The organism is Burkholderia sp. 9779_493 (genome assembly GCF_015712215.1).
In the GTDB taxonomy this organism is placed as follows: Bacteria; Pseudomonadota; Gammaproteobacteria; order Burkholderiales; family Burkholderiaceae; genus Burkholderia; species Burkholderia cenocepacia.
On record NZ_JACCQA010000039.1, the window covers coordinates 20,977 to 46,920 of the forward strand.

Here is a 25,944-nt window from a genome sequence, read left to right on the forward strand (position 1 = left end):
AGTAGGGTTGTGTCAGGCAGCGGCCTTGGCCTTGCGCGACGTGGTCTCCGACGGTGCGGTGCGCATCACCGTCCAGTAGACGATCTTCAGTTCGCCTTCCATCGTTTCGACGAGCGCGGACAGGCTTTCGACCCAGTCGCCGTCGTTGCAGTACAGCACGCCGTCGATGTCGCGGATCTCGGCCTTGTGGATGTGGCCGCACACGACGCCGTCGCAGCCGCGGCGGCGCGCCTCGTCGGTCATCACGGTCTCGAACTGCGAGATGAAATTGACCGCGTTCTTGACCTGGTGCTTCAGGTACTGCGACAGCGACCAGTACTGGAAGCCGAGCCGGCTGCGGATCCGGTTGAACCAGCGGTTCAGCACGAGGATCAGCGTGTAGAGCGTGTCACCGAGGTACGCGAGCCATTTCGCGTGCTGGATCACGCCGTCGAACAGGTCGCCGTGCACGATCCACAAACGTTTGCCTGCGAGCGTCGTGTGAAATGCCTCGCCGCGCACCTGGATGTCGCCGAACGCGAGATCGCAGAACTGCCGCGCGCCTTCGTCGTGGTTGCCGGGGATGTAGACGACCTGCGTGCCCTTGCGCGCCTTGCGCAGGATCTTCTGCACGACGTCGTTGTGCGCCTGCGGCCAGTACCAGCCTTTCTTCAGCTGCCAGCCGTCGATGATGTCGCCGACGAGGTACAGGTATTCCGAATCGTTGTGACGCAGGAAATCCAGCAGGTAGGGCGCCTGACAGCCGCTCGAGCCGAGGTGGATGTCGGACAGCCAGATGGTGCGGTAGCGGTGGGCGGACGGCTCCGGGTCCTCGTGCTGGGTGGTGTGCGCAACGGGCGGCTTGTGCGACACCACGCCGTCGGTTGCCCCCGAGCCGGACAGGAACGCAGTGGCGGCGCGGGCGCCGATGGGGTGACGAAACAGTGAGGTCGCGGACGTTTTCTGGCCCATGCATGACTCGCGCCGGTTGACATTACCGGCATTCCGCCATGCGGGCGTGACTGTGCCGTGACAGTCACGAGACGTTCTTATTACGACCGTCGAAGGGTGTTTAGCAGTGAATGAACGGGCGTTGCGTAACCTGTCGCACTGAACGCTCGGGGCGTGTCAGGCCAGGCTCCGCGGCTCGATGAGGGCGCCGGGCGAGGGGCTTTCGTCTGGTGAATGCGGCGACGCGTCAGCGTGGTATCGCGACGACGCGCGTGCGGGCGATCCGGTCGTGCGGGAACTGGCGTCCGGCGTGCAACCGGGCGGCGCCGGCCCACGCGACGACCCATGCGGCGGCGAGCGCAAGCGTGACGGGTACCGACAGGCCCAGGAGCGGATGCAGCGCGAGCGGCGGCAGGAACCACAGCCAGCCGAGCACGTAGCGGACGAGCGCGTGGCCGGCGCTCAACGGCCGGCCGTTCGCCGATTCGAGCCGCAGCCGCCAGGTTTTCATCGGCAGCGTCTGGCCGCCGTGTGTCCAGAACCAGACGAAATACGCGCCGACGACGAGCGCGATCCACGCGGCAAGCAGGTTGTGATGAACGAGGCCGTTGCGTTGCTGCGTCGCGAGGCTGAACGCGAGCCCCGCGAAGAACACGACGCCGAACAGCAGCACGCCTTCGTAGAGCAGCGCGGCGAGGCGCCGCCGCACGGACGGCGCGGCGGCCGGGGTCTCGGAAGCGCGGGCGTTCGCCACGGCCGCTCAGGAGCCCTTGAACAGCGAAGGCGCGTCGGCGGGCGACACCGGCGCCACGGCGGCCGGGGCCGATGCGGTGCCGGACGTCGACGACGCGGGCACCGGCTGCGCGGCGGCGCCGGTCGACGCGGGCGCCGGAGCGGCGGCCGCGCCGCTCGCCGGGTGTTCGTGCGAGTTGACGAGGCGGCGGACGTCGCGGTCCGCGACGGTCGGCGGCGCGCTGACGACGCTCGGCTTGCGGCGGCGCTCGGCGGCGGCAAGCCGTTCCTTCTGCTCCTCGGGGAGTTGCTGGTAGGCCTTCCATGCGCGCTCGCGCGCCTGCGCGGACAGCTCCTTCGCGCTCTGGTAGTTCTCGCGCGCGACGCGGCGCTGCTCGGGCGTCATCTTCGCCCACTCGGCCATGCGCTCCTGCAGGCGCTTCTGGTCATCCGGCGACAACTTCGCGAAACGCGATGCGATCTTCAGCCATTTTCGCTTGCGAGCATCGCTGAAGCCGTCCCACTGGTCGGCGAACGGCGCGAGGGCCGCGTGCTGCGCCGGCGTGAGGCGCGCCCACGCCAGCGGGCCGGCGGCGGCCGGCAGCGGCAAGGGCAGGGGCAGCGGGGGCAGTTCGGTGGTGAGTCCGGCCGCGGCCGATGCCGGCGCGGCAGGGTTGGCGGTCGCGACGGGCGTCGTCGCGGGGGCCGGGTGGAATCGGGGATACGTGGCGACGTAGGAAACGGCGATCGCGATCACGCATCCGAAAAATACGGCCAGGCCGCGCTTCTGACTCACCCGTACGATCCCCTCGTTATTGTCTGTTAGTGAGCGCGTGAAAGATACGCGTTGAACCCGTGGTCGAGATACGCGTTGAGCGGCAGGTCGTCGCTGAGCATCGCCGCGTCGATGTCGGCGAGTTCGGCGGTGCGCTGCATGTCTTCCCAGTACGCGATGCCGACGAGCCCCGCGAGCAGCAATGCGAGCGGCCACGCGCGCAGCAGGCGGCGCGCGAACGACGTCGGCCGGCGATTCGCGGGCGTCGGGCCGTAGGCACCGGCCGCGCCGGCGAAGGCCGGCACGAACACCGGCGCGGTCGCGGCTTCGGGCTTCTTGCGCGCGAGCGCGGCCCGGCGGGCGACGGCCAGCCGATCGGTGGTCGCGGCAGGCAGGGCGGCCGCGCGCTCGTCCAGCGCGCGGCGCACCTTCAGCGCGAATTCGTGTTCTCGGTTTGCGGAGCTCATAGCGTGATTCCTTTGGCCTTGAGCGCTTGCGCCAGGGTGTGAGTGGCTCGCGAGCAGTGCGTCTTCACGCTGCCCTCGGAGCACCCCATTGCGGCGGCAGTCTCGGCGACATCCATATCTTCCCAATAACGCATCAGGAACGCTTCCCGTTGACGCGTCGGAAGCTTCTGGATTTCTTCGTCGATCAGGGCCAGAACCTGCTCTCTTTCGAGGCGGTGTTCGCTGCTTTCGACGCCCGCGTTGTCATCCGCGGATTCGAGCGTTTCGAGCGGGTCGAAGTCGTCGTCGTCGGTGTTGTTCAGCGACGAGAAGAGCGTCACCCACGTATTGCGGACTTTCTGCCGGCGGAACCAGTCGTGGATCGCGTTCTGCAGGATCCGCTGAAACAGCAGCGGCAGCTCGGCCGACGGCCGGTCGCCGTACTTCTCCGCGAGCTTGATCATCGCGTCCTGCACGATGTCGAGCGATGCATCGTCGTCACGCACGGCGTACGCAGCCTGCTTGAACGCGCGCCTTTCGACGCCCGCCAGAAAGTCGGCGAGTTCCTTGTCTGATGCCATTCCGTGAAGGTATGCGCTGCGGCCCGCTGCGTGGTGTAAAAGGTCGAAAAATTTCGTAAAACCCGCGGATGCTATCAAATTTTCGCGCGGCTTGGCACCGGGTCGGGCGCCGCAGTTGCGCGCGAGCCGCGCCGGCGGGGCGCCGGGCGGCGCGCATGATGCGCTGCGGGATATTTTGCTTGACGGCCCCATCACGACCCGCTATCGTCAGCGATTCGCAACATGAAGTGATGGTCTCATTTGAGGCTGGCCCAAGAAGCCCGCCCTTCAAACTGGACGCGCCGCTTGAACCCGAGCCACAAGCCCGGCAGAGAGCACCCGATCAATTTTTTGCCGAAAATTCGAAAGGTCAAAATGAACATGCCCAGCGCGGAATTCTCCACGTCGGAACCCCTTTCCCCTCCCGATAGCGACTCCATCGGCGGCACCGTGCTCATGAAGGCACTGGCCGACGAAAACGTCGAATTCATCTGGGGCTACCCCGGCGGCTCGGTTCTCTACATCTACGACGAGCTGTACAAGCAGGACAAGATTCAGCACGTGCTGGTGCGCCATGAACAGGCGGCCGTGCACGCAGCCGATGCGTATGCGCGCTCCACCGGCAACGTCGGCGTCTGCCTCGTGACGTCGGGCCCCGGTGTCACCAATGCGGTGACCGGCATCGCAACGGCCTACATGGATTCGATCCCGATGGTCGTGATCAGCGGCCAGGTGCCGACGGCCGCGATCGGTCAGGATGCGTTCCAGGAATGCGACACCGTCGGCATCACGCGTCCGTGCGTGAAGCACAACTTCCTCGTGAAGGACGTGCGCGACCTCGCGGAAACCGTCAAGAAGGCGTTCTATATCGCCCGCACCGGCCGTCCGGGCCCGGTGCTGATCGACATCCCGAAGGACATCTCGAAGACGCCGTGCCAGTACGAGCCGATCAAGAGCGTGTCGCTGCGTTCGTACAACCCCGTCACGAAGGGCCATTCGGGTCAGATCCGCAAGGCCGTGTCGCTGCTGCTGACGGCGAAGCGTCCGTACATCTACACGGGGGGCGGCATCATCCTCGCCGACGCGTCGCGTGAACTGAACCAGTTCGCGGACCTGCTCGGCTACCCGGTCACGAACACGCTGATGGGCCTCGGCGGCTATCGCGCGTCGGACAAGAAATTCCTCGGCATGCTCGGCATGCACGGCACCTACGAAGCGAACATGGCGATGCAGCACTGCGACGTGCTGATCGCGATCGGCGCCCGCTTCGACGACCGCGTGATCGGCGACCCGGCGCACTTCGCGTCGCGCCCGCGCAAGATCATTCACATCGACATCGACCCGTCGTCGATCTCGAAGCGCGTGAAGGTCGACATCCCGATCGTCGGCGACGTGAAGGAAGTGCTGAAGGAGCTGATCGAGCAGCTGCAGACGGCCGAGCATGGCCCCGACACCGAAGCGCTCGCGCAATGGTGGAAGGACATCGAAGGCTGGCGCGCGAAGGACTGCCTGAAGTACGACCGCGAAAGCGAGATCATCAAGCCGCAGTACGTGGTCGAGAAGGCGTGGGAGCTGACGGACGGCAATGCGTTCGTGTGCTCGGACGTCGGCCAGCACCAGATGTGGGCCGCGCAGTTCTACCGTTTCAACAAGCCGCGTCGCTGGATCAACTCCGGCGGCCTCGGCACGATGGGCTTCGGCCTGCCGGCGGCGATGGGCGTCAAGATGGCCCATCCGGACGACGACGTGCTGTGCATCACGGGCGAAGGCTCGATCCAGATGTGCATCCAGGAACTGTCGACCTGCCTGCAGTACGACACGCCCGTGAAGATCATTTCGCTGAACAACCGCTACCTCGGCATGGTCCGCCAGTGGCAGCAGATCGAATACAGCAAGCGCTATTCGCATTCGTACATGGATGCGCTGCCGGATTTCGTGAAGCTCGCCGAAGCGTACGGCCATGTCGGCATGCGGATCGAAAAGACTTCGGATGTGGAGCCGGCGCTGAAGGAAGCGCTGCGCCTGAAGGACCGCACCGTGTTTCTCGACTTCCAGACCGATCCGACCGAAAACGTCTGGCCGATGGTACAGGCCGGCAAGGGCATCACCGAGATGCTGCTCGGATCGGAAGATCTGTAACGGCGCGACGCGCGCCCGGCCCGATGCGGCCGCCTTCACGAAGGGCGGTGCGGCACGCGGCGGCGCGCGGCGCGAGTGAATCGACACGGACACATTCTGGAAGAAGCGAACATGAGACACATCATTTCCGTCCTGCTGGAGAACGAACCGGGCGCGCTGTCGCGCGTGGTCGGCCTGTTTTCCGCACGCGGCTACAACATCGAAACCTTGACGGTGGCGCCGACCGAAGATCAATCGCTGTCGCGGCTCACCATCGTTTCCATTGGCTCCGACGACGTGATCGAACAGATCACGAAGCATCTGAACCGCCTTATCGAGGTGGTGAAAGTGGTGGACCTGACCGACGGTGCACACATCGAACGCGAGCTGATGCTGATCAAGGTACGTGCAGTGGGCAAGGAGCGCGAAGAAATGAAGCGGATGTCGGACATTTTCCGCGGCCGCATCATCGACGTGACCGAGAAGACCTACACGATCGAATTGACGGGCGCGAGCGACAAGCTCGACGCATTCATCCAGGGGCTGGACGCGGGCGCGATCCTCGAGACCGTGCGCACCGGCAGCTCCGGCATCGGACGCGGCGAGCGCATCCTGAAGGTGTGATGCCGACATAGCCAAAGAGGCACGCCGGGTGCGCCGTCATGTCCCGGCCCGCAGTACTCCATCCGAACGAATTATTGAATTTTTTGAATTAGCGAAGGAACCATCATGAACGTTTTCTACGACAAAGACGCTGACCTCTCCCTCATCAAGGGCAAGCAAGTCACGATCATCGGCTACGGCTCGCAAGGCCATGCACACGCGCTGAACCTGAAGGACAGCGGCGTGAACGTGACGGTCGGCCTGCGCAAGGGCGGCGCGTCGTGGAGCAAGGCCGAGAACGCCGGCCTGTCGGTCAAGGAAGTCGCGGAAGCGGTGAAGGGCGCGGACGTCGTCATGATGCTGCTGCCGGACGAGCAGATCGCCGACGTGTACGCGAAGGAAGTCCACGCGAACATCAAGCAGGGCGCGGCGCTCGCGTTCGCGCACGGCTTCAACGTCCACTACGGCGCGGTGATCCCGCGCGCCGACCTCGACGTGATCATGATCGCGCCGAAGGCACCGGGCCACACCGTGCGCGGCACGTACTCGCAAGGTGGCGGCGTGCCGCACCTGATCGCGGTTGCGCAGAACAAGTCGGGCGCGGCGCGCGACATCGCGCTGTCGTACGCGGCAGCGAACGGCGGCGGCCGTGCCGGCATCATCGAGACGAACTTCCGTGAAGAAACCGAAACCGACCTGTTCGGCGAGCAGGCCGTGCTGTGCGGCGGCACGGTCGAGCTGATCAAGGCAGGTTTCGAGACGCTGGTCGAAGCCGGCTACGCGCCGGAAATGGCGTACTTCGAGTGCCTGCACGAACTGAAGCTGATCGTCGACCTGATCTACGAAGGCGGCATCGCGAACATGAACTACTCGATCTCGAACAACGCCGAGTACGGCGAGTACGTGACGGGCCCGCGCATCGTCACGGAAGAGACGAAGAAGGCGATGAAGCAGTGCCTGACCGACATCCAGACGGGCGAGTACGCGAAGAGCTTCATTCTCGAGAACAAGGCAGGCGCCCCGACGCTGCAGTCGCGCCGCCGCCTGACGGCCGAGCACCAGATCGAGCAGGTCGGTGCGAAGCTGCGTGCGATGATGCCGTGGATCGCGAAGAACAAGCTCGTCGACCAGACGAAGAACTGAGCATCCCGTGCTGTTCCGGCCCTTCGAGCGAAGGGCCGGCATCAAAAAGCCGTCCGAAGGCAGCAGTGCCCCGGGCGGCTTTTGTTATGCTACGGGCTTTGCAATTCACCGAACACAGAACGAATCCATGAACTATCCTCATCCGATCATCGCGCGCGAAGGCTGGCCGTTCATCGCGATTGCAGCCGTCATCGCGCTGTTGATCCATGCCGTCGGGGGCTTCGGCTTCGCGTGGCCGTTCTGGCTGCTGCTCGTCTTCGTCGTCCAGTTCTTCCGTGACCCGCAGCGCCCGATCCCGGCGCAGCCGAACGCGGTGCTGTGCCCGGCGGACGGCCGCATCGTCGCGGTCGAGATCGCGCAGGATCCGTACGCGAACCGCGAAGCGCTGAAGATCAGCGTGTTCATGAATGTCTTCAATGTCCATTCGCAGCGCTCGCCGGTCGATGGCGCGATCAGCAAGGTCGAGTACTTCCCGGGCGCGTTCCTGAATGCGGCGATCGACAAGGCGTCGACCGAGAACGAGCGCAATGCGGTCGTGATCCAGACGGCGAGCGGCAAGACCGTCACCTCGGTGCAGATCGCCGGCCTGATCGCGCGCCGGATCCTCTGCTACGTGCGCGCCGGCGAGCCGCTGTCGCGCGGCCAGCGCTACGGTTTCATCCGCTTCGGTTCGCGCGTCGACGTGTACCTGCCGCTCGGCAGCCGCGCGAAGGTGTCGATCGGCGAGAAGGTCTACGCGTCGTCGACGATCCTCGCCGAGCTCGAGCAGTAAGCGGCGGGGCGCACGATGGCCGCATTCAAACCGCGTCGGCCGCGCAACGGCTCCGGCCAGACGCCACGCCCGTTCCGCCGCAACAAGGTGATGGCGCCCGATCCGGCGCCGCTCGAAAGCCGCCGCGCCGCGCGCCAGCGGTTCCTGAAGACGCGCGGCATCTATCTGCTGCCGAACGCATTCACGACCGCCGCGCTGTTCTGCGGCTTCTTCGCGGTCGTGCAGGCGATGAACGTGCGCTTCGAGATCGCCGCAATCGCGATTTTCGTCGCGATGGTGCTCGACGGGATGGACGGGCGCGTCGCGCGCATGACCCATACGCAGAGCGCGTTCGGCGAGCAGTTCGACAGCCTGTCGGACATGGTGTCGTTCGGCGTCGCGCCCGCGCTCGTGATGTACGAGTGGGTACTGAAGGATCTGGGCCGCTGGGGCTGGCTCGCCGCGTTCGTCTATTGCTCGGGCGCCGCGCTGCGCCTCGCGCGCTTCAACACGAACATCGGCGTGGTCGACAAGCGCTTCTTCCAGGGGCTGCCGAGCCCGGCCGCCGCCGCGCTGATCGCGGGCTTCGTGTGGCTCGCGACCGACAACCGCGTGCCGATGAAGCTCGGCTGGCTGCCGTGGGTCGCGTTCGCGCTGACGATCTACGCGGGCGTGACGATGGTGTCGAACGCGCCGTTCTACAGCGGCAAGGCGCTCGACGTGCGGCACCGTGTGCCGTTCGCGGCCATCCTGCTCGTCGTGGTCGCGTTCGTGCTCGTGTCGTCCGATCCGCCGCTGATGCTGTTCTGCCTGTTCGTGTTGTACGGGCTGTCCGGCTACGTGTTCTGGGCCTACCAGGCCATCCGCGGGCGCGCCAATCCGGCGCGCTCGTCGCAGCGCGATCACTGACCCCGGCGCGCGATTTGCCCGAAAACGGCGGCCTCGGGGCCGCCGTTTTCATGTGCCCCTTTTTCGAGCCGGGGGCGCGTCGATCCCCGGGTGCCGTCCGATTGCGCGGCCAACCGAATGTCGCTATAGTCTTTGGCATGACTGCATTTCCCCGCCTCTCCCTCCTTCTAGCCGGTGCGCCGCTACGCGCGCCAGCTGTGGCGCGCCTGCCGCGCTGACCGTTCTCGCCCTCCGTCTCAAGCCTCGTCTGTTGTTGAGCGTCGCCAGCGGTGGCGCGATCTCGTTACGTTTGACTTCCGTATAAAAGAGCCCTGGAGCCCCCCATGACAGACAAGCTGATCATTTTCGATACGACGTTGCGTGACGGCGAGCAATCGCCCGGTGCATCGATGACGAAGGAAGAGAAAATCCGTATCGCGAAGAATCTCGAGCGGATGAAGGTCGACGTGATCGAGGCCGGCTTCGCCGCCAGCTCGAACGGCGATTTCGACGCGATCCACACGATCGCCGGTCTCGTGAAGGACAGCACGATCTGCTCGCTGGCGCGGGCCAACGACAAGGACATCCAGCGCGCGGCCGACGCGCTGAAGCCGGCCAACAGCTTCCGGATCCACACGTTCATCGCGACGTCGCCGCTGCACATGGAGAAGAAGCTGCGGATGACGCCCGACCAGGTGTTCGAGCAGGCGCGCCTCGCGGTGCGTTTCGCACGCAAGTTCACCGACAACGTCGAGTTCTCGCCGGAAGACGGCAGCCGCTCGGACATGGATTTCCTGTGCCGCGTGCTGGAAGCCGTGATCGCGGAAGGCGCGACGACGATCAACATCGCCGATACGGTCGGCTACGGCGTGCCGGAACTCTACGGCAACCTCGTGAAGACGCTGCGCGAGCGCATTCCGAACTCGGACAAGGCGATCTTTTCGGTGCACTGCCACAACGACCTCGGGATGGCGGTCGCGAACTCGCTCGCCGGCGTGAAGATCGGCGGCGCGCGTCAGGTCGAGTGCACGATCAACGGTCTCGGCGAGCGCGCGGGCAATACGTCGCTCGAGGAAATCGTGATGGCCGTGAAGACCCGCAAGGACTATTTCGGCCTCGACGTCGGCATCGACACGTCGCAGATCGTGCCGACGTCAAAGCTCGTGTCGCAGATCACCGGCTTCGTCGTGCAGCCGAACAAGGCGGTGGTCGGCGCGAACGCATTCGCGCACGCGTCGGGCATTCACCAGGACGGCGTGCTGAAGGCGCGCGACACCTACGAGATCATGCGCGCGGAAGATGTGGGCTGGACCGCGAACAAGATCGTGCTCGGCAAGTTGTCGGGCCGCAACGCGTTCAAGCAGCGCCTGCAGGAGCTCGGCGTGTCGCTCGACAGCGAAGCGGAATTGAATGCCGCGTTCATGCGCTTCAAGGATCTGGCCGACCGCAAGGCGGAGATCTTCGACGAGGACATCATCGCGATCGTGTCCGAGGAGTCGGCGCTCGCGCAGGAGCAGGAGCACTTCAAGTTCGTGTCGCTGTCGCAGCGTTCGGAAACGGGCGAGCAGCCGCAGGCGAAGGTCGTGTTCGCGGTCGAAGGCAAGGAAGTGACCGGCGAGGCGCGCGGCAACGGCCCGGTCGATGCGACGTTCAATGCGATCGAGGGTGAGGTCGGCAGCGGGTCCGAGCTGCTGCTGTACTCGGTGAACGCGATCACGACCGGCACGCAGGCGCAGGGCGAAGTGACCGTCCGGCTGTCGAAGAGCGGGCGGATCGTCAACGGCGTCGGCACCGATCCGGATATCGTCGCCGCGTCCGCGAAGGCGTACATTTCCGCGCTGAACAAGCTGCACTCGAAGGACGACAAGGTCAACCCGCAGCGCTCGTAAGCGCCGCGCGTCACGTTGCCCGAAACGCCCCGTGCGGCCCTGCGCCGCCGGGGTGTTTTTTCATCGGCCGCTCATTCGGCGGCCGGCGCGCGGAACAGCCAGCGGCGCGCCGCCGTGCGTGGCGCCGGCTGGCGCCGGCGGAACTCGACCGCGATCCCGCGCCGCGGCGCATCGGTGACGAACGCATCGAGCAGTTCGAGCACGTCGTGATCGATGTAGTCGGCGCGCGTCGCGTCGATGATCACCGCAGCACGGTCCGGAATGTGCCGCAGATGGTGCTTGACCTGTACCTTGCCCAGAAACGACACGTCCTTGCGGAACGACAGCAGGAAGTGGTCGTCATGCTGCGCGAGCGTGACGGGGCTCTTCAGGTTCGCGACGGCGACGGCGAGCACGCTGCACGCGAGGCCGAGCGCGATGCCGAACAGCAGGTCGACCGCCAGCACGCCGACGATCGTCGCGGCGAACGGCACGAACGCGGCCGGCCCCTGTTTCATCACCGAGCGGAACAGCGCCGGCTTCGCCAGCTTGAAGCCCGTGTGGATCAGGATCGCGGCGAGGCTCGCGAGCGGGATCAGGTTGATCAGCCCGGTGAGCGCGAACACGCTGGCGAGCAGCAGCACCCCGTGGACGATCGCCGACATCCGGCTTTGCGCGCCCGCGTTGACGTTCACCGAGCTGCGCACGATCACCGACGTGATCGGCAGGCCGCCGACCGCGCCCGCGACGAGATTGCCGACGCCCTGGGCCTTCAGTTCGCGGTCGGGTTGCACCGGCCGGCGCTTCGGGTCGATCTGTTCGACCGCTTCGAGGCTCAGCAGGGTTTCGAGACTGGCGACGACCGCGAGCGTGATCGCGACGCGCCACACGTCCGGATTGACGAGCTGCGCGAAGTTGGGGCCGAGCTCCGCGTGCTTGAGCGATGCCGCGAAGGCGGTGAACGATCCGAGTTCGGGCAAGGTGACGCGGTGGGCGGCGCCCGGCGCGACCGCGGGCGCGACGACACCCAGCACCAGCGTCGCGCCGATGCCGAGCACGACCACCGCGAGCGGCGCGGGCACCGAGCGCACCAGCGCGAAGCGGCGCAGCGCGGGGGTGTCCCATGCCACCAGCAGCGCGAGCGACGCGAGCGCGATGGCCGTGGCGGCCCATGCGACCGGCAGCCCCGGCCAGTTCGCAAACGATTGCGCGGCCGAGCCGCCAATGCCGAAGGCGAACGGAATCTGCTTCACGATCAGTAGCAGGCCGATCGCGGCGAGCATGCCCTTGATGACGGGCGACGGCACGTACGCGGCGAAGCGGCCGGCGCGCAGCATGCCGAAGCCGAACTGCAGCACGCCGGACAGCAGCACCGCGAGCAGGAACGCGGAGAAGCTGCCGAGTTGCGCGATCCCTTCGACGACGATCACGACGAGGCCGGCGGCCGGTCCGCTGACGGACAGCGACGAGCCGCTCAGCAGCGCGACGACGATGCCGCCGACGATGCCCGACACGAGCCCGGCGAACGGCTCGACGCCGGAGGCGTTGGCGATACCGAGACAGAGCGGTAGCGCAACGAGGAAAACGACGATGCCGGCGACGATGTCGCGCGGCAGGGTGGACAGGCGCTCGTTCAGTTTCATGGTTGGGGTGGTTTCGTTGGCAGGGAGGGCAGGGCGCGGGTCAACCGAGCGCGGCGGCGGCCGCGACAGGTTCGGGCTCGGCTTCGGTCGGCAATGCCGCATAGCCGGAATCGAGCTCCTTCAGGCGGCCGTCGGCGAGCGAAAAGATCCAGCCGTGCACGAGCGGCGGCCGTTCGCGACCGCGCACGATCGGCGACGCGCGCAGCAGCCGCACCTGTTCGAGCACGTTCAGCTCGGCGAGGCGGTCGGCGGCGGCCATGTCGTCGAGCCCGTCGAGCGTGTCGCGATGGCGCCGCGCGAGCGCGCAGAGCGGTGCGATGCGGCGCGCGACGTGCGGCAGGTCGGCGGGCGGCGGCAGCAGCGATGCGCGCACGCCGCCGCATCCGTAGTGGCCGCACACGATCACGTGATCGACCTTCAGCACCCGCACCGCGTACTCGAGCACGCTGGCGGAATTGTCGTCGTCGGGATGGAACAGGTTCGCGATGTTGCGATGGACGAACAGCTCGCCGGGCGCGCAGTGCGTGATGGTTTCCGCCGGCACGCGGCTGTCGGCGCAGCCGATCCACAGGACGCGCGGGTTCTGGCCGCGCGCGAGCGCGTCGAAGAAGCCGGGCGTGTGTTCGCGCGTCTCGCGGGCCCAGGCAATGTTGGCAACCAGCATGCTCTTGGGGCGATTCATGAGGACTCCTTTGTGATAAAGGCAAATAAATATCGGCCGAAATGGCGCAAGCGCATTCTTTCTAAATTGAAAGGTTGAATTTCGACTGATATTAGGGGTATGCCCTAGCACTCCGGGTGAACTGAAACAAATTGTTTCAAATTGATTGGGCATAGTGCATTGCATGCACCAGCGCGACGCATGACATGCACGGCCCATGCCTGTATGCGCGCAGTGGCCCGCATGACGGGGCGTTCAGCGGCTTGCCATCGGAATGTCAGGAATCGGAAAAGATTTCCGTCTTGTTCTTCGAATTAAATAAGACGACGGAAAAAATGAAATGGCCATTCACGCAATAATTCGTAAATGGCCATTGCGACAATTGCGCTTGAATGCGCAATCGGTCAGAACAGGGTGCGGCGATCGGGATCGTGCAGCGGGTCCGGCGTTTTCTGCGTGGTGCGCAGGATGCCCTGCGGATCGAAGTAGAAGCTGTACATCATGTACCAGACGTTGTCCTCGAGATACCGGTACGTCCACACCTCGCGTTTCATCAGCGGGAAGTAGGACGTCTCGACCGGGCGTCCGAAATTGACGAGGACGTCGGTCTTCGTCCACTTGCCGATCTCCGCGCGATAGAACTCGCTCGGCTGCAGCACCTGACGCACGTTGACGATCCGGTGGGCCGCATCGACGTCGGCCGCGACCGTGATTTCGCCCATTGGCTGGGTCGGCCACATCAGGCGCTTGCCGCCGCCGGGCAGGTCGTAGATCTCGCGCGGCGGGCCCATGCGTGCGACGATCGCCGACTCGTCCTGGCCGGCCTGGTATTGCTGCCACGGTTGCGCGCAACCGGCCAGCAGCGCGGTAGCGCAGACGGCCAGCACCGGCAGGCGCGCGGGAATGCGAATGCGCATCGGATTCTCCAGAACACGGAAACAAGTCCCGTTTTATCACGGACGGCGCGCGACGGCGCATCGCATGCGAAAAATCGGTGCGGATCGCAGCTGTCGCGCTTGCGGGCGGCGGTCGCGGCGGCCTATGATCCGCGCTTCTCGGGCAGATTGAAGGGCAGGTGGCCGATGCAGGGTTGGAAGCGGTGCGCGCTCGCGTGGAGCGCGGGGTGGATGCTGGCGTCGTCCGCGTTTGCCGGTGGCGAGCCGGTGCGGATCGCGCTGATCGAAGGGATGTCGGGCCCGTTCGCGAACGCGGGGGCGGCGGTCGAGCGCAATCTGCGTTTCGGTGTCGAGCAGGTCAACGCGGCGGGCGGCGTGAAGCTGCGCGATGGCGCGCATCCGCTCGAACTCGTCGTGCTCGACAGCAAGGGCAGCCCGGAGGAGGCGCTCGTGCAGTTGCGCGCGGCGGCCGACCGCCATATCGGCTTCGTCGCGCAGGGCAACAGCTCGGCCGTCGCGGCCGCGCTCGTCGCGGCGCTCGACAAGCTGAACGCGCGCAATCCGGACAGCCGGATGCTGTTCCTGAACTATTCGGCCGACGATCCGGCGCTGACCGGCGCGCGTTGCAGTTTCTGGCATTTCCGCTTCGATGCGCATGCCGGCATGCGGATGGCCGCGCTCGCGGACGTGATGGCGCGTGATCGCGCGCTGCGCAAGGTCTATCTGCTGAACCAGGACTACAGCTTCGGCCACGACGTCAGCACCCTCGCACGGCAGGCGCTGGCCGCGCGGCGCCCGGACGTGACGATCGCGGGCAACGAATTCCACCCGATCGGCCGGATCAAGGATTTCTCGCCGTATATCGCGAAGATCCGCGCCAGCGGCGCGGACGCCGTCGTGACCGGCAACTGGGGCAACGACCTCACGCTGCTCGTGAAGGCGGCGCGCGAACAGGGGCTCGACGCGAAGTTCTATACGTTCTACGGCAACAGCCTCGGCGCGCCGGCGGCCCTGGGCGACGCGGGCGTCGGCCGCGTGGTGGCCGTGGCCGACTGGCATCCGAACGCGGGCGGGGCCAAATCCGACGCGTTCTACCGCGCGTTCCGGACCCGTTTCCCGGCCGCGCAGGACGACTATCCGGTGCGGCGGATGAGCCAGATGATCGAGATGCTGGCCGCCGCGATGACCCGCGCGGGGTCCGCCGACCCGGTCGCGGTCGCACGCGCGCTCGAAGGCCTGTCGTTCGACGACGGCTTCCACGCGTCGCGGATGCGCGCGCAGGATCACCAGCTGATCCAGCCCCTTTACGTGATGGACATGGACAAGGTCGGCGCGCCGGGCGTGCGCTTCGACAACGAAGGGTCGGGCTACGGCTTCCGGACGGTGCTCGCGGTGCCGGCGCAGCGCACGGAGATGCCGTCGACGTGTTCGATGACGCGTCCGTGACGGGAGGCGGTAAGAACGGCATCGAGTTGTGCTACAATGCGCGCCGGTTGTAAGTCACGGCACGGCCATTCTTCCGTGTCCGCCTGTTCAGTTAGAAAGGAAATCACATGTCTGTTGCAGATATCAAGAAGTCGGAAGTCGTTGCTCAGTTCGCCCGCGGTACCAACGACACGGGGTCGCCCGAAGTCCAGGTCGCACTGCTGACCGCACGTATCGTCGAACTGACGGGTCACTTCAAGACCCACGCGAAGGATCACCACAGCCGCCGCGGCCTGCTGCGCATGGTGAGCCGCCGCCGCAAGCTGCTCGACTACCTCAAGGGCAAGGATGCCGACCGTTACCGCGCACTGATCGAGAAGCTGGGTCTGCGTAAGTAATCGAGGCGATTGCCGCCAGCAAGATGCCTGTGTCAGTCCGCTGATACAGGCATTTTGTTTTTGCGCGGTGCGTAGCGTCACACGCATCGCAGGCTGTCCGGCACGTTCGTGCCGGCCTGCCGCAACGATCGATACCGGGGCGGGATTTGTGTCATTCCAGCGCGTCGCTGCATGAGCGCCGCGCTGGAATGGCATAAAAAACACACCTTGCTCCGGGTGATTCGGTCGGGACGCCGCCGCGCGGGATCGCCGGCGCGGCGAATGAAATGCATGAATACAAAGGAGCAACCATGTCCATGTTCAACAAGGTCGTGAAGGAATTCCAGTGGGGCCAGCACAAGGTGCGCCTCGAAACCGGTGAAGTCGCTCGCCAGGCGAGCGGCGCCGTGATCGTCGACGTCGAAGACACCGTCGTGCTCGCGACCGTCGTGGGCGCGAAGTCGGCGAAGCCGGGTCAGGACTTCTTCCCGCTGACCGTCGACTACCTCGAGAAGACCTATTCGGCCGGCAAGATCCCGGGCGGCTTCTTCCGCCGCGAAGGCCGTCCGTCGGAGCACGAGACGCTGACGTCGCGCCTGATCGACCGTCCGCTGCGCCCGCTGTTCCCGGAAGGCTTCTACAACGAAGTCCAGGTCGTGATCCACGTGCTGTCCGTGAACCCGGAAATCCCGGCGGACATCCCCGCGCTGATCGGCGCATCGGCTGCGCTCGCCGTGTCGGGCCTGCCGTTCAACGGCCCGGTCGGCGCCGCACGCGTCGCGTACATCGACAACGCGTACGTGCTGAACCCGACGCGTGACCAGATCAAGGCATCGAGCCTCGACCTCGTCGTCGCGGGTACCGAGCGCGCCGTGCTGATGGTCGAATCGGAAGCCGACCAACTGTCGGAAGACGTGATGCTGGGCGCGGTGGTGTTCGGCCACGAGCAGATGCAGATCGCGATCGACGCGATCCACGAACTGGTGCGCGACGGCGGCAAGCCCGAGTGGGACTGGCAGCCGGCGCCGAAGAACGAGGCGCTGATCGCACGCGTGACCGAGCTGGCGCAGAACGATCTGCTCGCCGCTTACCAGCTGCGCGACAAGCAGGCACGTTCGGCGAAGCTGAAGGAAGTCTACGCGGCGACCTCGGCGAAGCTCGAGGAAGACGCGCTGGCGGCCGGCACGGTCGCGGCCGACAAGGCCACCGTCGGCAATATCCTGTTCGACATCGAAGCGAAGATCGTCCGCTCGCAGATCCTGAACGGCGAGCCGCGCATCGACGGCCGCGACACGCGCACCGTGCGCCCGATCGAAATCCGCACCGGCGTGCTGCCGCGTACCCACGGCTCGGCGCTGTTCACGCGCGGCGAGACGCAGGCGCTGGTCGTCGCGACGCTCGGCACGAAGGGTGACGAGCAGATCATCGACGCGCTCGAAGGCGAATACCGCGAGCGCTTCATGCTTCACTACAACATGCCCCCGTTCGCGACCGGCGAAACGGGCCGCGTCGGTTCGCCGAAGCGCCGCGAAATCGGCCACGGCCGGCTGGCCAAGCGCGCGCTGGTCAAGTGCCTGCCGAGCGCCGACGAATTCGGCTACTCGATCCGCGTCGTGTCGGAAATCACCGAATCGAACGGTTCGTCGTCGATGGCATCGGTGTGCGGCGGCTGCCTCGCGCTGATGGACGCCGGCGTGCCGATGAAGGCGCACGTCGCGGGTATCGCGATGGGCCTGATTCTCGAAGGCAACAAGTTCGCGGTGCTGACCGACATCCTCGGCGACGAAGACCACCTCGGCGACATGGACTTCAAGGTGGCCGGCACCGAGCAAGGCGTGACGGCGCTGCAGATGGACATCAAGATCCAGGGCATCACGAAGGAAATCATGCAGGTCGCGCTCGCGCAGGCGAAGGAAGGCCGCATGCACATCCTCGGCAAGATGACCTCGGCGGTGTCGGGTGCGAACACGCAACTGTCGGAATTCGCGCCGCGCATGATCACCATCAAGATCAATCCGGAAAAGATCCGCGACGTGATCGGCAAGGGCGGTTCGGTGATCCGCGCGCTGACGGAAGAAACGGGCACGACCATCGACATCTCGGACGACGGCGTCGTGACGATCGCGAGCACGAGCAGCGACGGCATGGCCGAAGCGAAGAAGCGCATCGAGCAGATCACGGCCGAGATCGAAGTCGGCCAGGTGTACGAAGGCACGGTGCTCAAGCTGCTCGATTTCGGCGCGATCGTGAACCTGCTGCCGGGCAAGGACGGCCTGCTGCACATCTCGGAAATCGTCAACGAGCGCGTGAAGGACATCAACGACTACCTGAAGGAAGGTCAGCAGGTGAAGGTCAAGGTGATCCAGACGGACGAGAAGGGTCGCGTGCGTCTGTCGGCCAAGGCGCTGCTGAATGAAGCAGCGGCTGCAGCGCAGTCGGATACGCCGCCGCAGCAGTAAGCGGACAGGCGGATCAACGGCCGGCAGTGCGAAAGCGTGCCGGCCGTTTTTTCTGTAGCATCGTTGTGCGGCGCAGCAGCGCCGGCGAGGCGTCCACGCCGTGCGCGCGGCCGTGCCATCCGATTCCGATCCTGGAGCGATTTTCACCATGAAAGCCATCGAAATCACCGAATTCGGCGCCCCCGACGTGCTGAAGCTCGCGGAGCGTCCGCGCCCCGAACCGAAGCGCGGCGAGGTGCTGATCAAGGTGGCGGCTTCCGGCGTGAACCGGCCCGACGTGTTCCAGCGCAAGGGCGCCTATGCGCCGCCGCCGGGTGCGTCGGATCTGCCGGGCCTCGAGGTCGCGGGCGAGATCGTCGGCGGCGATCTGTCCGATGCGGTGCTGAACCCGTTCGGCCTGAAGCTCGGCGACCGCGTGTGCGCGTTGCTCGCGGGCGGCGGCTATGCCGAATATGCGGTCGCGCCGCTGCCGCAGTGCCTGCCGGTGCCGGGCGGCCTCACCGATATCGAGGCCGCGTCGCTGCCCGAAACGTTTTTCACCGTGTGGAGCAACGTGTTCGACCGTGCGCAGCTCGGCGCGGGCGAGGGCGGCGAGCACGAGACGCTGCTCGTGCAGGGCGGCTCCAGCGGCATCGGCGTGACGGCGATCCAGATCGCGCATGCGCTCGGTTTTCGCGTGTTCGCGACGGCCGGCACCGCCGACAAGTGCCGTGCGTGCGAGGCGCTCGGCGCCGAGCGCGCGATCAACTACAAGACCGAAGACTTCGTCGAAGTCGTGAAGTCGCTGACGCACGATCGCGGCGTCGACGTGATCCTCGACATGGTGGCGGGCTCGTACGTGCCGCGCGAGCTGTCCGCGCTCGCGGACGGCGGCCGTCTCGTGCTGATCGCGCTGCTTGGCGGCGCGAAGGCCGACGTCAACCTCGGCGAGATCCTGCGCCGCCGGCTGACGATCACCGGTTCGACGCTGCGCCCGCGCCCGGTCGAATTCAAGGCCCGTATCGCCGCGCAGCTGAAGGCGCGCGTATGGCCGCTGCTCGCCGACGGCCGCATCAAGCCGGTGATCTATCGCGTGCTGCCCGCCGCGGACGCCGCGCAGGCGCATGCGCTGATGGAAAGCAGCGAGCATACCGGCAAGATTGTGCTCGATTGGGGGTCGAACGCCTGACGCCCCGTGCGGCGGGCTTGACATGCGCGGTTTGACCGGTTCAAGCCCCGCGCAGTAAAATCGCGGGTTTGCTTCGCCAGATCCAACCTGACGGCCGGGTTCCGGCACGTTAATGACAAGATAGTGACGAGACGGACACGATGTCGAAACAACGAACAAAGCGAGTGATCGGCAACTGGAAGATGCACGGCCGGCTGGCCGGCAACCAGGCGCTGCTGAACGAAGTGGTGCAGGGTGCGGGCGCGGTGGCGGCTGAAACGTCGATTGGCGTGTGCGTGCCGTTCCCGTATCTCGCGCAGGTTCAGGCGCAACTCGGCGGTGGCCGTGTCGCGTTCGGTGCGCAGGACGTGTCCGCGCACGAGCAAGGCGCGTTCACCGGCGAAGTGGCGGCCGCGATGGTGGCGGAGTTCGGCGCGCGGTACGCGATCGTCGGCCATTCGGAGCGTCGCGCGTATCACGGCGAAAGCAGCGAGACGGTCGCGGCGAAGACGCAGCGCGCGCTCGCGGCGGGCCTCACGCCGGTCGTGTGCGTCGGCGAGACGCTCGACGAGCGCGAGTCGGGTGCGACCGAGCAGGTCGTCGGTGCGCAGCTCGACGCGGTGCTGGCCGTGCTGACGGCTGACGAGGCCGCGCGCATCGTCGTCGCGTACGAGCCGGTCTGGGCGATCGGCACGGGCAAGAGCGCGACGTCGGCGCAGGCGCAGGACGTGCACGCGTTCCTGCGTACGCGTCTTGCGGCAAAGGGTGCGGCGGACGTGTCCGTGCTGTACGGCGGCAGCGTGAAGCCGGACAACGCGGAAGAGCTGTTCGCGCAGCCGGACATCGACGGCGGCCTGATCGGCGGCGCGTCGCTGAAGGCGGAAGATTTCCTGGCGATCTGCCGGGCCGCGCGTTGAGCGGTCCGAGATCGAATTGAACCATGACGGCGGCCGGTCGGTCCGGTCGCCCGATCCAATCGGGTGGGTGTGATGCTGTTATTCAAGACGCTGATTATTGTGGTGCAGGTGCTGTCTGCACTTGGTGTGATTGGACTCGTGCTGCTGCAGCACGGCAAGGGGGCCGACATGGGCGCCGCATTCGGCAGCGGCGCGTCGGGCAGCCTGTTCGGTGCGACGGGCTCGGCGAACTTCCTGTCGCGTACGACGGGCATTCTCGCGACGATCTTCTTCGTCGCGACGCTCGCGCTGACGTATCTCGGTTCGTACAAGTCGACGCCGTCGGCGGGCGTGCTCGGCACGGCCGTGACCGCGCCGGCATCGGCACCTGCAGCGTCGGCACCGGCCGTCGCGGCGTCCGCTGCCGCCGGTTCGGCCGCAAGCGTGCCGGGCCAGGATGTCCCGAAATAAAAAGTTAAATTTTTTGCGTTTGTGCGTTGAACAAATCTGGAACTCGGGTTAGAATTTAATTCTTGAAGCGATTCGCGGGAAACGAGCAGCACAACCCGAGTTGCATGCAGTGCCGACGTGGTGAAATTGGTAGACACGCTATCTTGAGGGGGTAGTGGCGAAAGCTGTGCGAGTTCGAGTCTCGCCGTCGGCACCAAAGTTACTCAATGCCAGCCGCTTCTAGTGGCTGGCATTTTTCATTTCTGGGGTGTGCTTGCGGTTGTCTTGCGATCGCCTGTACTCCGAAATGATTCCTTCCGCCGGAAGTGGTATTCTCCGGACGCTCAGAACCAACCGATAGAGGATTGCCTTGAACCTCGCAGCCTATTACCCCGTCTTGTTGTTCCTCCTCGTGGGCACTGGTTTAGGTATAGCGCTGGTCAGCATCGGCAAGCTCCTTGGTCCCAACAAGCCGGACGTCGAGAAGAACGCACCGTACGAGTGCGGCTTCGAAGCCTTTGAAGACGCCCGGATGAAATTCGACGTTCGGTATTACCTCGTCGCCATCCTGTTCATCATCTTCGATCTCGAAACCGCATTCCTGTTTCCGTGGGGCGTCGCGCTCCGGGACATCGGCTGGCCGGGTTTCATCGCAATGATGATTTTTCTGCTCGAATTCCTGCTGGGCTTTGCCTATATCTGGAAGAAAGGCGGCCTCGACTGGGAGTGATGGGTTAATCGCCGGTTTGCATGGGCGGCCACGCTCGGTCGCTCGTCTGGAGTGGAAAGCAAATGAGTATCGAAGGGGTCTTGAAGGAAGGGTTTGTCACCACGACGGCTGACAAGCTGATCAACTGGACGCGTACCGGCTCGCTGTGGCCGATGACGTTCGGGCTCGCGTGTTGCGCCGTCGAGATGATGCATGCGGGCGCGGCCCGTTACGATCTGGACCGGTTCGGCGTCGTGTTCCGTCCGAGCCCGCGTCAGTCGGACGTGATGATCGTGGCCGGCACGCTGTGCAACAAGATGGCGCCCGCGCTGCGCCGCGTGTACGACCAGATGGCCGAGCCGCGCTGGGTGATCTCGATGGGGTCGTGCGCAAACGGCGGTGGTTACTACCACTACTCGTACTCGGTGGTCCGCGGCTGCGACCGGATCGTGCCGGTCGACGTCTACGTGCCGGGCTGTCCGCCCACGGCCGAGGCGCTGGTCTACGGCGTGATCCAGCTTCAGGCGAAGATCCGCCGCACCAATACCATCGCCCGTCAATAAAGCCCCGAGCGTCCCCTCAATATGGCAAGCAAAATCGAGACCCTCAAGGCAAACCTCGAAGCCGCGCTCGGCGCGCGCGTGGTGAGCCTCACCGAAGCGATCGGTGAACTGACGCTCGTCGTGAAGGCGAGCGATTACCTCGAAGTCGCAAAGACGCTGCGCGACGATCCGAAGCTCCGTTTCGAGCAACTGATCGACCTGTGCGGCGTCGACTACCAGACCTTCGGCGACGGCGCCTACGACGGCCCGCGCTTCGCGGCCGTGTCGCACCTGCTGTCGGTCACGAACAACTGGCGCCTGCGCCTGCGCGCATTCGCGCCGGACGACGATCTGCCGATCGTGGCGTCGCTGGTCGACATCTGGACCTCGGCGAACTGGTACGAGCGCGAAGCGTTCGACCTGTACGGCATCGTGTTCGAAGGCCACCCCGACCTGCGCCGCATCCTCACCGACTACGGCTTCATCGGTCACCCGTTCCGCAAGGACTTCCCGGTGTCGGGCTACGTCGAAATGCGTTACGACCCGGAAGAGAAGCGGGTCGTGTACCAGCCGGTGACGATCGAGCCGCGCGAAATCACGCCGCGCGTGATCCGCGAGGATCGCTATGGCGGTCTGAAACATTAAGGGGGCGTCATGGCAGAAATCAAGAACTACACGCTCAACTTCGGCCCGCAGCACCCGGCAGCGCACGGCGTGCTGCGCCTCGTGCTCGAGCTCGACGGCGAAGTCATCCAGCGTGCCGATCCGCACATCGGCCTGCTGCACCGAGCGACGGAAAAGCTCGCGGAATCCAAGACCTTCATCCAGTCCGTGCCGTACATGGACCGTCTCGACTACGTGTCGATGATGGTCAACGAGCACGGCTACGTGCTCGCGATCGAAAAGCTGCTCGGCATCGAAGTGCCGGAGCGCGCGCAGTACATCCGCGTGCTGTTCGACGAAATCACGCGCGTGCTGAACCACCTGATGTGGATCGGCGCGCACGCACTCGACGTCGGCGCGATGGCCGTGTTCCTGTACGCGTTCCGCGAGCGCGAAGACCTGATGGACGTGTACGAAGCGGTGTCCGGCGCCCGGATGCACGCGGCCTACTATCGTCCGGGCGGCGTCTATCGCGATCTGCCTGACGCAATGCCGCAATACAAGGCGTCGAAGATTCGCAACGAGAAGGCGCTCGCGAAGATGAACGAAGCGCGCAGTGGTTCGGTGCTCGACTTCATCGACGATTTCTTCACGCGCTTCCCGAAGTGCGTCGACGAATACGAAACGCTGCTGACCGACAACCGGATCTGGAAACAGCGTCTGGTCGGGATCGGCGTGGTGAGCCCGGAACGTGCGCTGCAGATGGGCCTGACGGGCCCGATGCTGCGCGGCTCGGGCATCGCGTGGGACCTGCGCAAGAAGCAGCCCTACGAAGTGTACGATCGGATGGATTTCGACGTGCCGGTCGGCGTGAACGGCGATTGCTACGACCGCTATCTGGTGCGCGTCGAAGAAATGCGCCAGTCGATCCGCATCGCGAAACAGTGTATTGAGTGGCTCCGCAAGAATCCGGGCCCGGTGATGACGGACAATCACAAGGTTGCCCCGCCGTCGCGCGTCGGCATGAAGACCAACATGGAAGACTTGATTCACCACTTCAAGCTCTTCACCGAAGGTTTCCATGTGCCGGAAGGCGAAGCGTACGCGGCGGTCGAGCATCCGAAGGGTGAATTCGGCATCTACCTCGTGTCGGACGGCGCCAACAAGCCGTATCGCCTCAAGATTCGCGCACCGGGTTTCGCGCACCTGGCGTCGCTCGACGAAATGGCGCGCGGTCACATGATCGCCGACGCCGTCACGATCATCGGTACGCAGGACATCGTGTTCGGCGAAATCGATCGCTAATGGTTGCGCCGCCCGCGAGCGCGGGCGGCGAGCAGTAAGTCACACGCGATGCGCGCTGAACCGGCGCGGCTTCGCAAGCTGTCAACAGAGTGAGCGCCAGGTCTGCCGTCCATGCACCCCAGTGTGCGGCAGGTTGTTCGTTCGGTAGGAATTGAAAGAGTCGTGTCTGAAAATGATCTCAGCTGAAGGCCTGAAGGAAATCGATCGAGCGTTGACGAAGTATCCCGCCGATCAGAAACAGTCCGCCGTGATGTCGGCGTTGGCCGTGGCTCAAGAAGAGCACGGCTGGCTGTCGCCCGAACTGATGCAGTTCGTTGCGGACTATCTCGGCATGCCGGCCGTTGCCGTGCAGGAAGTCGCGACGTTCTACACGATGTACGAGCTCAAACCGGTCGGCAAGCACAAGATCACGCTCTGCACGAACCTGCCGTGCCAGCTCGGCCCGCACGGCGGCGCGGAAGCGACTGCCGACTACCTGAAACAGAAGCTGGGCATCGGCTTCGGCGAGACCACGCCCGACGGCAAGTTCACGCTGAAGGAAGGCGAATGCATGGGCTCGTGCGGCGATGCGCCGGTGCTGCTGGTGAACAATCACAGAATGTGCAGCTTCATGAGCCGCGAGAAGATCGACCAGCTGCTTGAGGAGCTCTCGAAATGACGTCCCTCCACGACCGTCACATCAAACCGCTGATCCTCGCTGGTCTGAACGGCGAGAACTGGCACCTCGAAGACTACGTTGCGCGCGGCGGCTACAAGCAGCTGCGCCGCATTCTCGAAGAAAAGATTCCGCCCGAGCAGGTGATCGCCGACGTGAAGGCGTCGGGCCTGCGCGGTCGCGGCGGTGCGGGCTTCCCGACCGGCCTGAAGTGGAGCTTCATGCCGCGCCAGTTCCCGGGGCAGAAGTACCTCGTCTGCAACTCGGACGAAGGCGAGCCGGGCACGTTCAAGGATCGCGACATCCTGCGCTGGAACCCGCATGCGCTGATCGAAGGCATGGCCATCGGCGCGTACGCGATGGGCATCACCGTCGGCTACAACTACATCCACGGCGAAATCTTCGAAGTGTATCGACGCTTCGAAGCCGCGCTCGATGAGGCACGCGCCGCCGGGTTCCTCGGCGACAACATCATGGGCTCGGAATTCTCGTTCCAGCTGCACGCGCACCACGGTTACGGTGCGTACATCTGCGGCGAGGAAACGGCGCTGCTCGAGTCGCTCGAAGGCAAGAAGGGCCAGCCGCGCTTCAAGCCGCCGTTCCCGGCGAGCTTCGGCGTGTACGGCAAGCCGACCACGATCAACAACACCGAGACGTTCGCCGCGGTGCCGTTCCTGCTGTCCATCGGGCCGCAGAATTACCTCGAGATCGGCAAGCCGAACAACGGCGGCACGAAGATTTTCTCGGTGTCGGGCGACGTCGAGCGCCCGGGCAACTACGAGGTGCCGCTCGGCACGCCGTTCGCGACGCTGATGGAGCTCGCCGGCGGGATGCGCGGCGGCAAGAAGATCAAGGCCGTGATTCCGGGCGGTTCGTCGGCGCCGGTGATCCCGGGCGACATCATGATGCAGACCGATCTCGACTACGACTCGATCGCGAAGGCGGGCTCGATGCTCGGTTCCGGCGCGGTGATCGTGATGGACGAGACGCGCTGCATGGTGCGCTCGCTGCTGCGCCTGTCGTACTTCTACTACGAGGAATCGTGCGGCCAGTGCACGCCGTGCCGTGAAGGCACCGGCTGGCTGTATCGCGTCGTGAACCGTATCGAGCACGGCGAAGGCCGCCAGGAAGATCTGGACCTGCTGAACTCGGTGGCCGAGAACATCATGGGCCGCACGATCTGTGCGCTCGGCGATGCGGCGGCGATGCCGGTACGCGGGATGCTGAAGCACTACTGGGACGAATTCGCGTACCACGTCGAGCACAAGCACTGCATGGTCGGCGGCCACGCGCACGCGGCGGCAGCCTGAAGCGCACCCGGTTGCGGAATTTGAGCGCACGGTCGGGCGAAGGCGCGAACGG

General features: G+C 65.4%; 26 protein-coding genes and 1 tRNA gene. 19 read left to right on the plus strand and 8 right to left on the minus strand.

Annotated features, from left to right (window positions below; all coding sequences use genetic code 11):
• Positions 1-12: 12 nt before the first annotated feature.
• From H0X95_RS29650 to H0X95_RS29670, 5 genes are all read right to left on the minus strand, one after another.
• Positions 13-951, minus strand: coding sequence for a UDP-2,3-diacylglucosamine diphosphatase (locus tag H0X95_RS29650; protein ID WP_006478246.1), 939 nt, complete (start codon positions 949-951; stop codon positions 13-15).
• Between the two features lie 226 nt (positions 952-1,177).
• Complete coding sequence (locus H0X95_RS29655) at positions 1,178-1,684, minus strand: RDD family protein (RefSeq protein ID WP_006488204.1); 507 nt, start codon at positions 1,682-1,684, stop codon at positions 1,178-1,180.
• 6 nt (positions 1,685-1,690) lie between these two features.
• Complete coding sequence (locus H0X95_RS29660; protein WP_020979871.1) at positions 1,691-2,458, minus strand: DUF3106 domain-containing protein; 768 nt, start codon at positions 2,456-2,458, stop codon at positions 1,691-1,693.
• 26 nt (positions 2,459-2,484) lie between these two features.
• Positions 2,485-2,904 carry a DUF3619 family protein gene (locus H0X95_RS29665; RefSeq protein WP_006497015.1) on the minus strand — a complete coding sequence of 140 codons (420 nt, stop codon included), beginning with the start codon at positions 2,902-2,904 and terminating at the stop codon, positions 2,485-2,487.
• Positions 2,901-3,464 carry an RNA polymerase sigma factor gene (locus H0X95_RS29670; RefSeq protein WP_006491033.1) on the minus strand — a complete coding sequence of 188 codons (564 nt, stop codon included), beginning with the start codon at positions 3,462-3,464 and terminating at the stop codon, positions 2,901-2,903. Before H0X95_RS29670 ends, H0X95_RS29665 begins: the two co-directional genes overlap by 4 nt.
• Before the next feature lie 354 nt (positions 3,465-3,818).
• Here H0X95_RS29670 and H0X95_RS29675 point away from each other — a divergent pair, with 354 nt between their 5' ends.
• The 6 genes from H0X95_RS29675 (at position 3,819) to H0X95_RS29700 (ending at position 10,835) form a co-directional block, all read left to right on the plus strand.
• Entirely contained in the window at positions 3,819-5,582 is a 1,764-nt protein-coding gene (locus H0X95_RS29675; RefSeq protein WP_012492736.1) for an acetolactate synthase 3 catalytic subunit, read from the plus strand.
• 111 nt (positions 5,583-5,693) lie between these two features.
• Positions 5,694-6,185, plus strand: coding sequence for an acetolactate synthase small subunit (ilvN, locus tag H0X95_RS29680; protein ID WP_006398781.1), 492 nt, complete (start codon positions 5,694-5,696; stop codon positions 6,183-6,185).
• 105 nt (positions 6,186-6,290) lie between these two features.
• Positions 6,291-7,307: a ketol-acid reductoisomerase gene (gene ilvC / locus H0X95_RS29685; protein ID WP_006491032.1), complete on the plus strand. Its 1,017-nt coding sequence runs from the start codon at positions 6,291-6,293 to the stop codon at positions 7,305-7,307.
• Between the two features lie 127 nt (positions 7,308-7,434).
• Positions 7,435-8,079: a phosphatidylserine decarboxylase gene (locus tag H0X95_RS29690; RefSeq protein WP_006497014.1), complete on the plus strand. Its 645-nt coding sequence runs from the start codon at positions 7,435-7,437 to the stop codon at positions 8,077-8,079.
• Positions 8,080-8,094: 15 nt separating this feature from the next.
• Positions 8,095-8,967, plus strand: coding sequence for a CDP-diacylglycerol--serine O-phosphatidyltransferase (gene pssA / locus H0X95_RS29695; protein WP_006491034.1), 873 nt, complete (start codon positions 8,095-8,097; stop codon positions 8,965-8,967).
• 323 nt (positions 8,968-9,290) lie between these two features.
• Complete coding sequence (locus H0X95_RS29700; protein WP_006491031.1) at positions 9,291-10,835, plus strand: 2-isopropylmalate synthase; 1,545 nt, start codon at positions 9,291-9,293, stop codon at positions 10,833-10,835.
• Positions 10,836-10,906: 71 nt separating this feature from the next.
• On the opposite strand, the gene H0X95_RS29705 is transcribed toward H0X95_RS29700, so the two are convergent.
• The 3 genes from H0X95_RS29705 to H0X95_RS29715 form a co-directional block, all read right to left on the minus strand.
• Positions 10,907-12,457, minus strand: coding sequence for a SulP family inorganic anion transporter (locus tag H0X95_RS29705; RefSeq protein ID WP_059721341.1), 1,551 nt, complete (start codon positions 12,455-12,457; stop codon positions 10,907-10,909).
• Between the two features lie 40 nt (positions 12,458-12,497).
• Positions 12,498-13,139, minus strand: a complete 642-nt coding sequence (locus H0X95_RS29710; RefSeq protein WP_034201505.1) for a carbonic anhydrase — start codon at positions 13,137-13,139, stop codon at positions 12,498-12,500.
• Positions 13,140-13,522: 383 nt separating this feature from the next.
• Positions 13,523-14,035 (minus strand): hypothetical protein, encoded by a 513-nt coding sequence (locus H0X95_RS29715; RefSeq protein ID WP_006484895.1) that lies wholly within the window; start codon positions 14,033-14,035, stop codon positions 13,523-13,525.
• A gap of 165 nt (positions 14,036-14,200) precedes the next feature.
• On the opposite strand from H0X95_RS29715, the gene H0X95_RS29720 reads away from it, so the two are divergent.
• The 13 genes from H0X95_RS29720 (at position 14,201) to nuoF (ending at position 25,892) form a co-directional block, all read left to right on the plus strand.
• A complete protein-coding gene (locus H0X95_RS29720) occupies positions 14,201-15,460 on the plus strand; it encodes a branched-chain amino acid ABC transporter substrate-binding protein (RefSeq protein ID WP_059721340.1) in 1,260 nt (419 codons plus the stop codon).
• A 107-nt stretch (positions 15,461-15,567) separates the two neighbouring features.
• Complete coding sequence (gene rpsO / locus H0X95_RS29725; RefSeq protein WP_006398792.1) at positions 15,568-15,837, plus strand: 30S ribosomal protein S15; 270 nt, start codon at positions 15,568-15,570, stop codon at positions 15,835-15,837.
• 290 nt (positions 15,838-16,127) lie between these two features.
• The gene (gene pnp, locus H0X95_RS29730; protein ID WP_034178497.1) at positions 16,128-18,275 is read left to right on the plus strand and encodes a polyribonucleotide nucleotidyltransferase; all 2,148 of its coding nucleotides are present in this window, start codon (positions 16,128-16,130) and stop codon (positions 18,273-18,275) included.
• Between the two features lie 148 nt (positions 18,276-18,423).
• Positions 18,424-19,443, plus strand: coding sequence for an NAD(P)H-quinone oxidoreductase (locus H0X95_RS29735; RefSeq protein WP_059721339.1), 1,020 nt, complete (start codon positions 18,424-18,426; stop codon positions 19,441-19,443).
• A 140-nt stretch (positions 19,444-19,583) separates the two neighbouring features.
• Positions 19,584-20,339 (plus strand): triose-phosphate isomerase, encoded by a 756-nt coding sequence (gene tpiA / locus H0X95_RS29740; RefSeq protein WP_006484882.1) that lies wholly within the window; start codon positions 19,584-19,586, stop codon positions 20,337-20,339.
• A 72-nt stretch (positions 20,340-20,411) separates the two neighbouring features.
• Positions 20,412-20,789 carry a preprotein translocase subunit SecG gene (gene secG / locus H0X95_RS29745; RefSeq protein WP_012492733.1) on the plus strand — a complete coding sequence of 126 codons (378 nt, stop codon included), beginning with the start codon at positions 20,412-20,414 and terminating at the stop codon, positions 20,787-20,789.
• Positions 20,790-20,900: 111 nt separating this feature from the next.
• Positions 20,901-20,985, plus strand: a tRNA-Leu gene (locus H0X95_RS29750).
• Between the two features lie 153 nt (positions 20,986-21,138).
• Positions 21,139-21,498 carry an NADH-quinone oxidoreductase subunit A gene (locus tag H0X95_RS29755; protein ID WP_006398798.1) on the plus strand — a complete coding sequence of 120 codons (360 nt, stop codon included), beginning with the start codon at positions 21,139-21,141 and terminating at the stop codon, positions 21,496-21,498.
• Positions 21,499-21,560: 62 nt separating this feature from the next.
• A complete protein-coding gene (locus H0X95_RS29760) occupies positions 21,561-22,040 on the plus strand; it encodes a NuoB/complex I 20 kDa subunit family protein (RefSeq protein WP_006398799.1) in 480 nt (159 codons plus the stop codon).
• 21 nt (positions 22,041-22,061) lie between these two features.
• Complete coding sequence (locus H0X95_RS29765) at positions 22,062-22,664, plus strand: NADH-quinone oxidoreductase subunit C (RefSeq protein ID WP_006478264.1); 603 nt, start codon at positions 22,062-22,064, stop codon at positions 22,662-22,664.
• Positions 22,665-22,673: 9 nt separating this feature from the next.
• Positions 22,674-23,927, plus strand: coding sequence for an NADH-quinone oxidoreductase subunit D (locus H0X95_RS29770; RefSeq protein WP_006478265.1), 1,254 nt, complete (start codon positions 22,674-22,676; stop codon positions 23,925-23,927).
• A 172-nt stretch (positions 23,928-24,099) separates the two neighbouring features.
• A complete protein-coding gene (gene nuoE, locus H0X95_RS29775) occupies positions 24,100-24,585 on the plus strand; it encodes an NADH-quinone oxidoreductase subunit NuoE (protein ID WP_006478266.1) in 486 nt (161 codons plus the stop codon).
• Positions 24,582-25,892: an NADH-quinone oxidoreductase subunit NuoF gene (nuoF, locus tag H0X95_RS29780; RefSeq protein ID WP_006478267.1), complete on the plus strand. Its 1,311-nt coding sequence runs from the start codon at positions 24,582-24,584 to the stop codon at positions 25,890-25,892. Before nuoE ends, nuoF begins: the two co-directional genes overlap by 4 nt.
• Positions 25,893-25,944 lie beyond the last annotated feature (52 nt).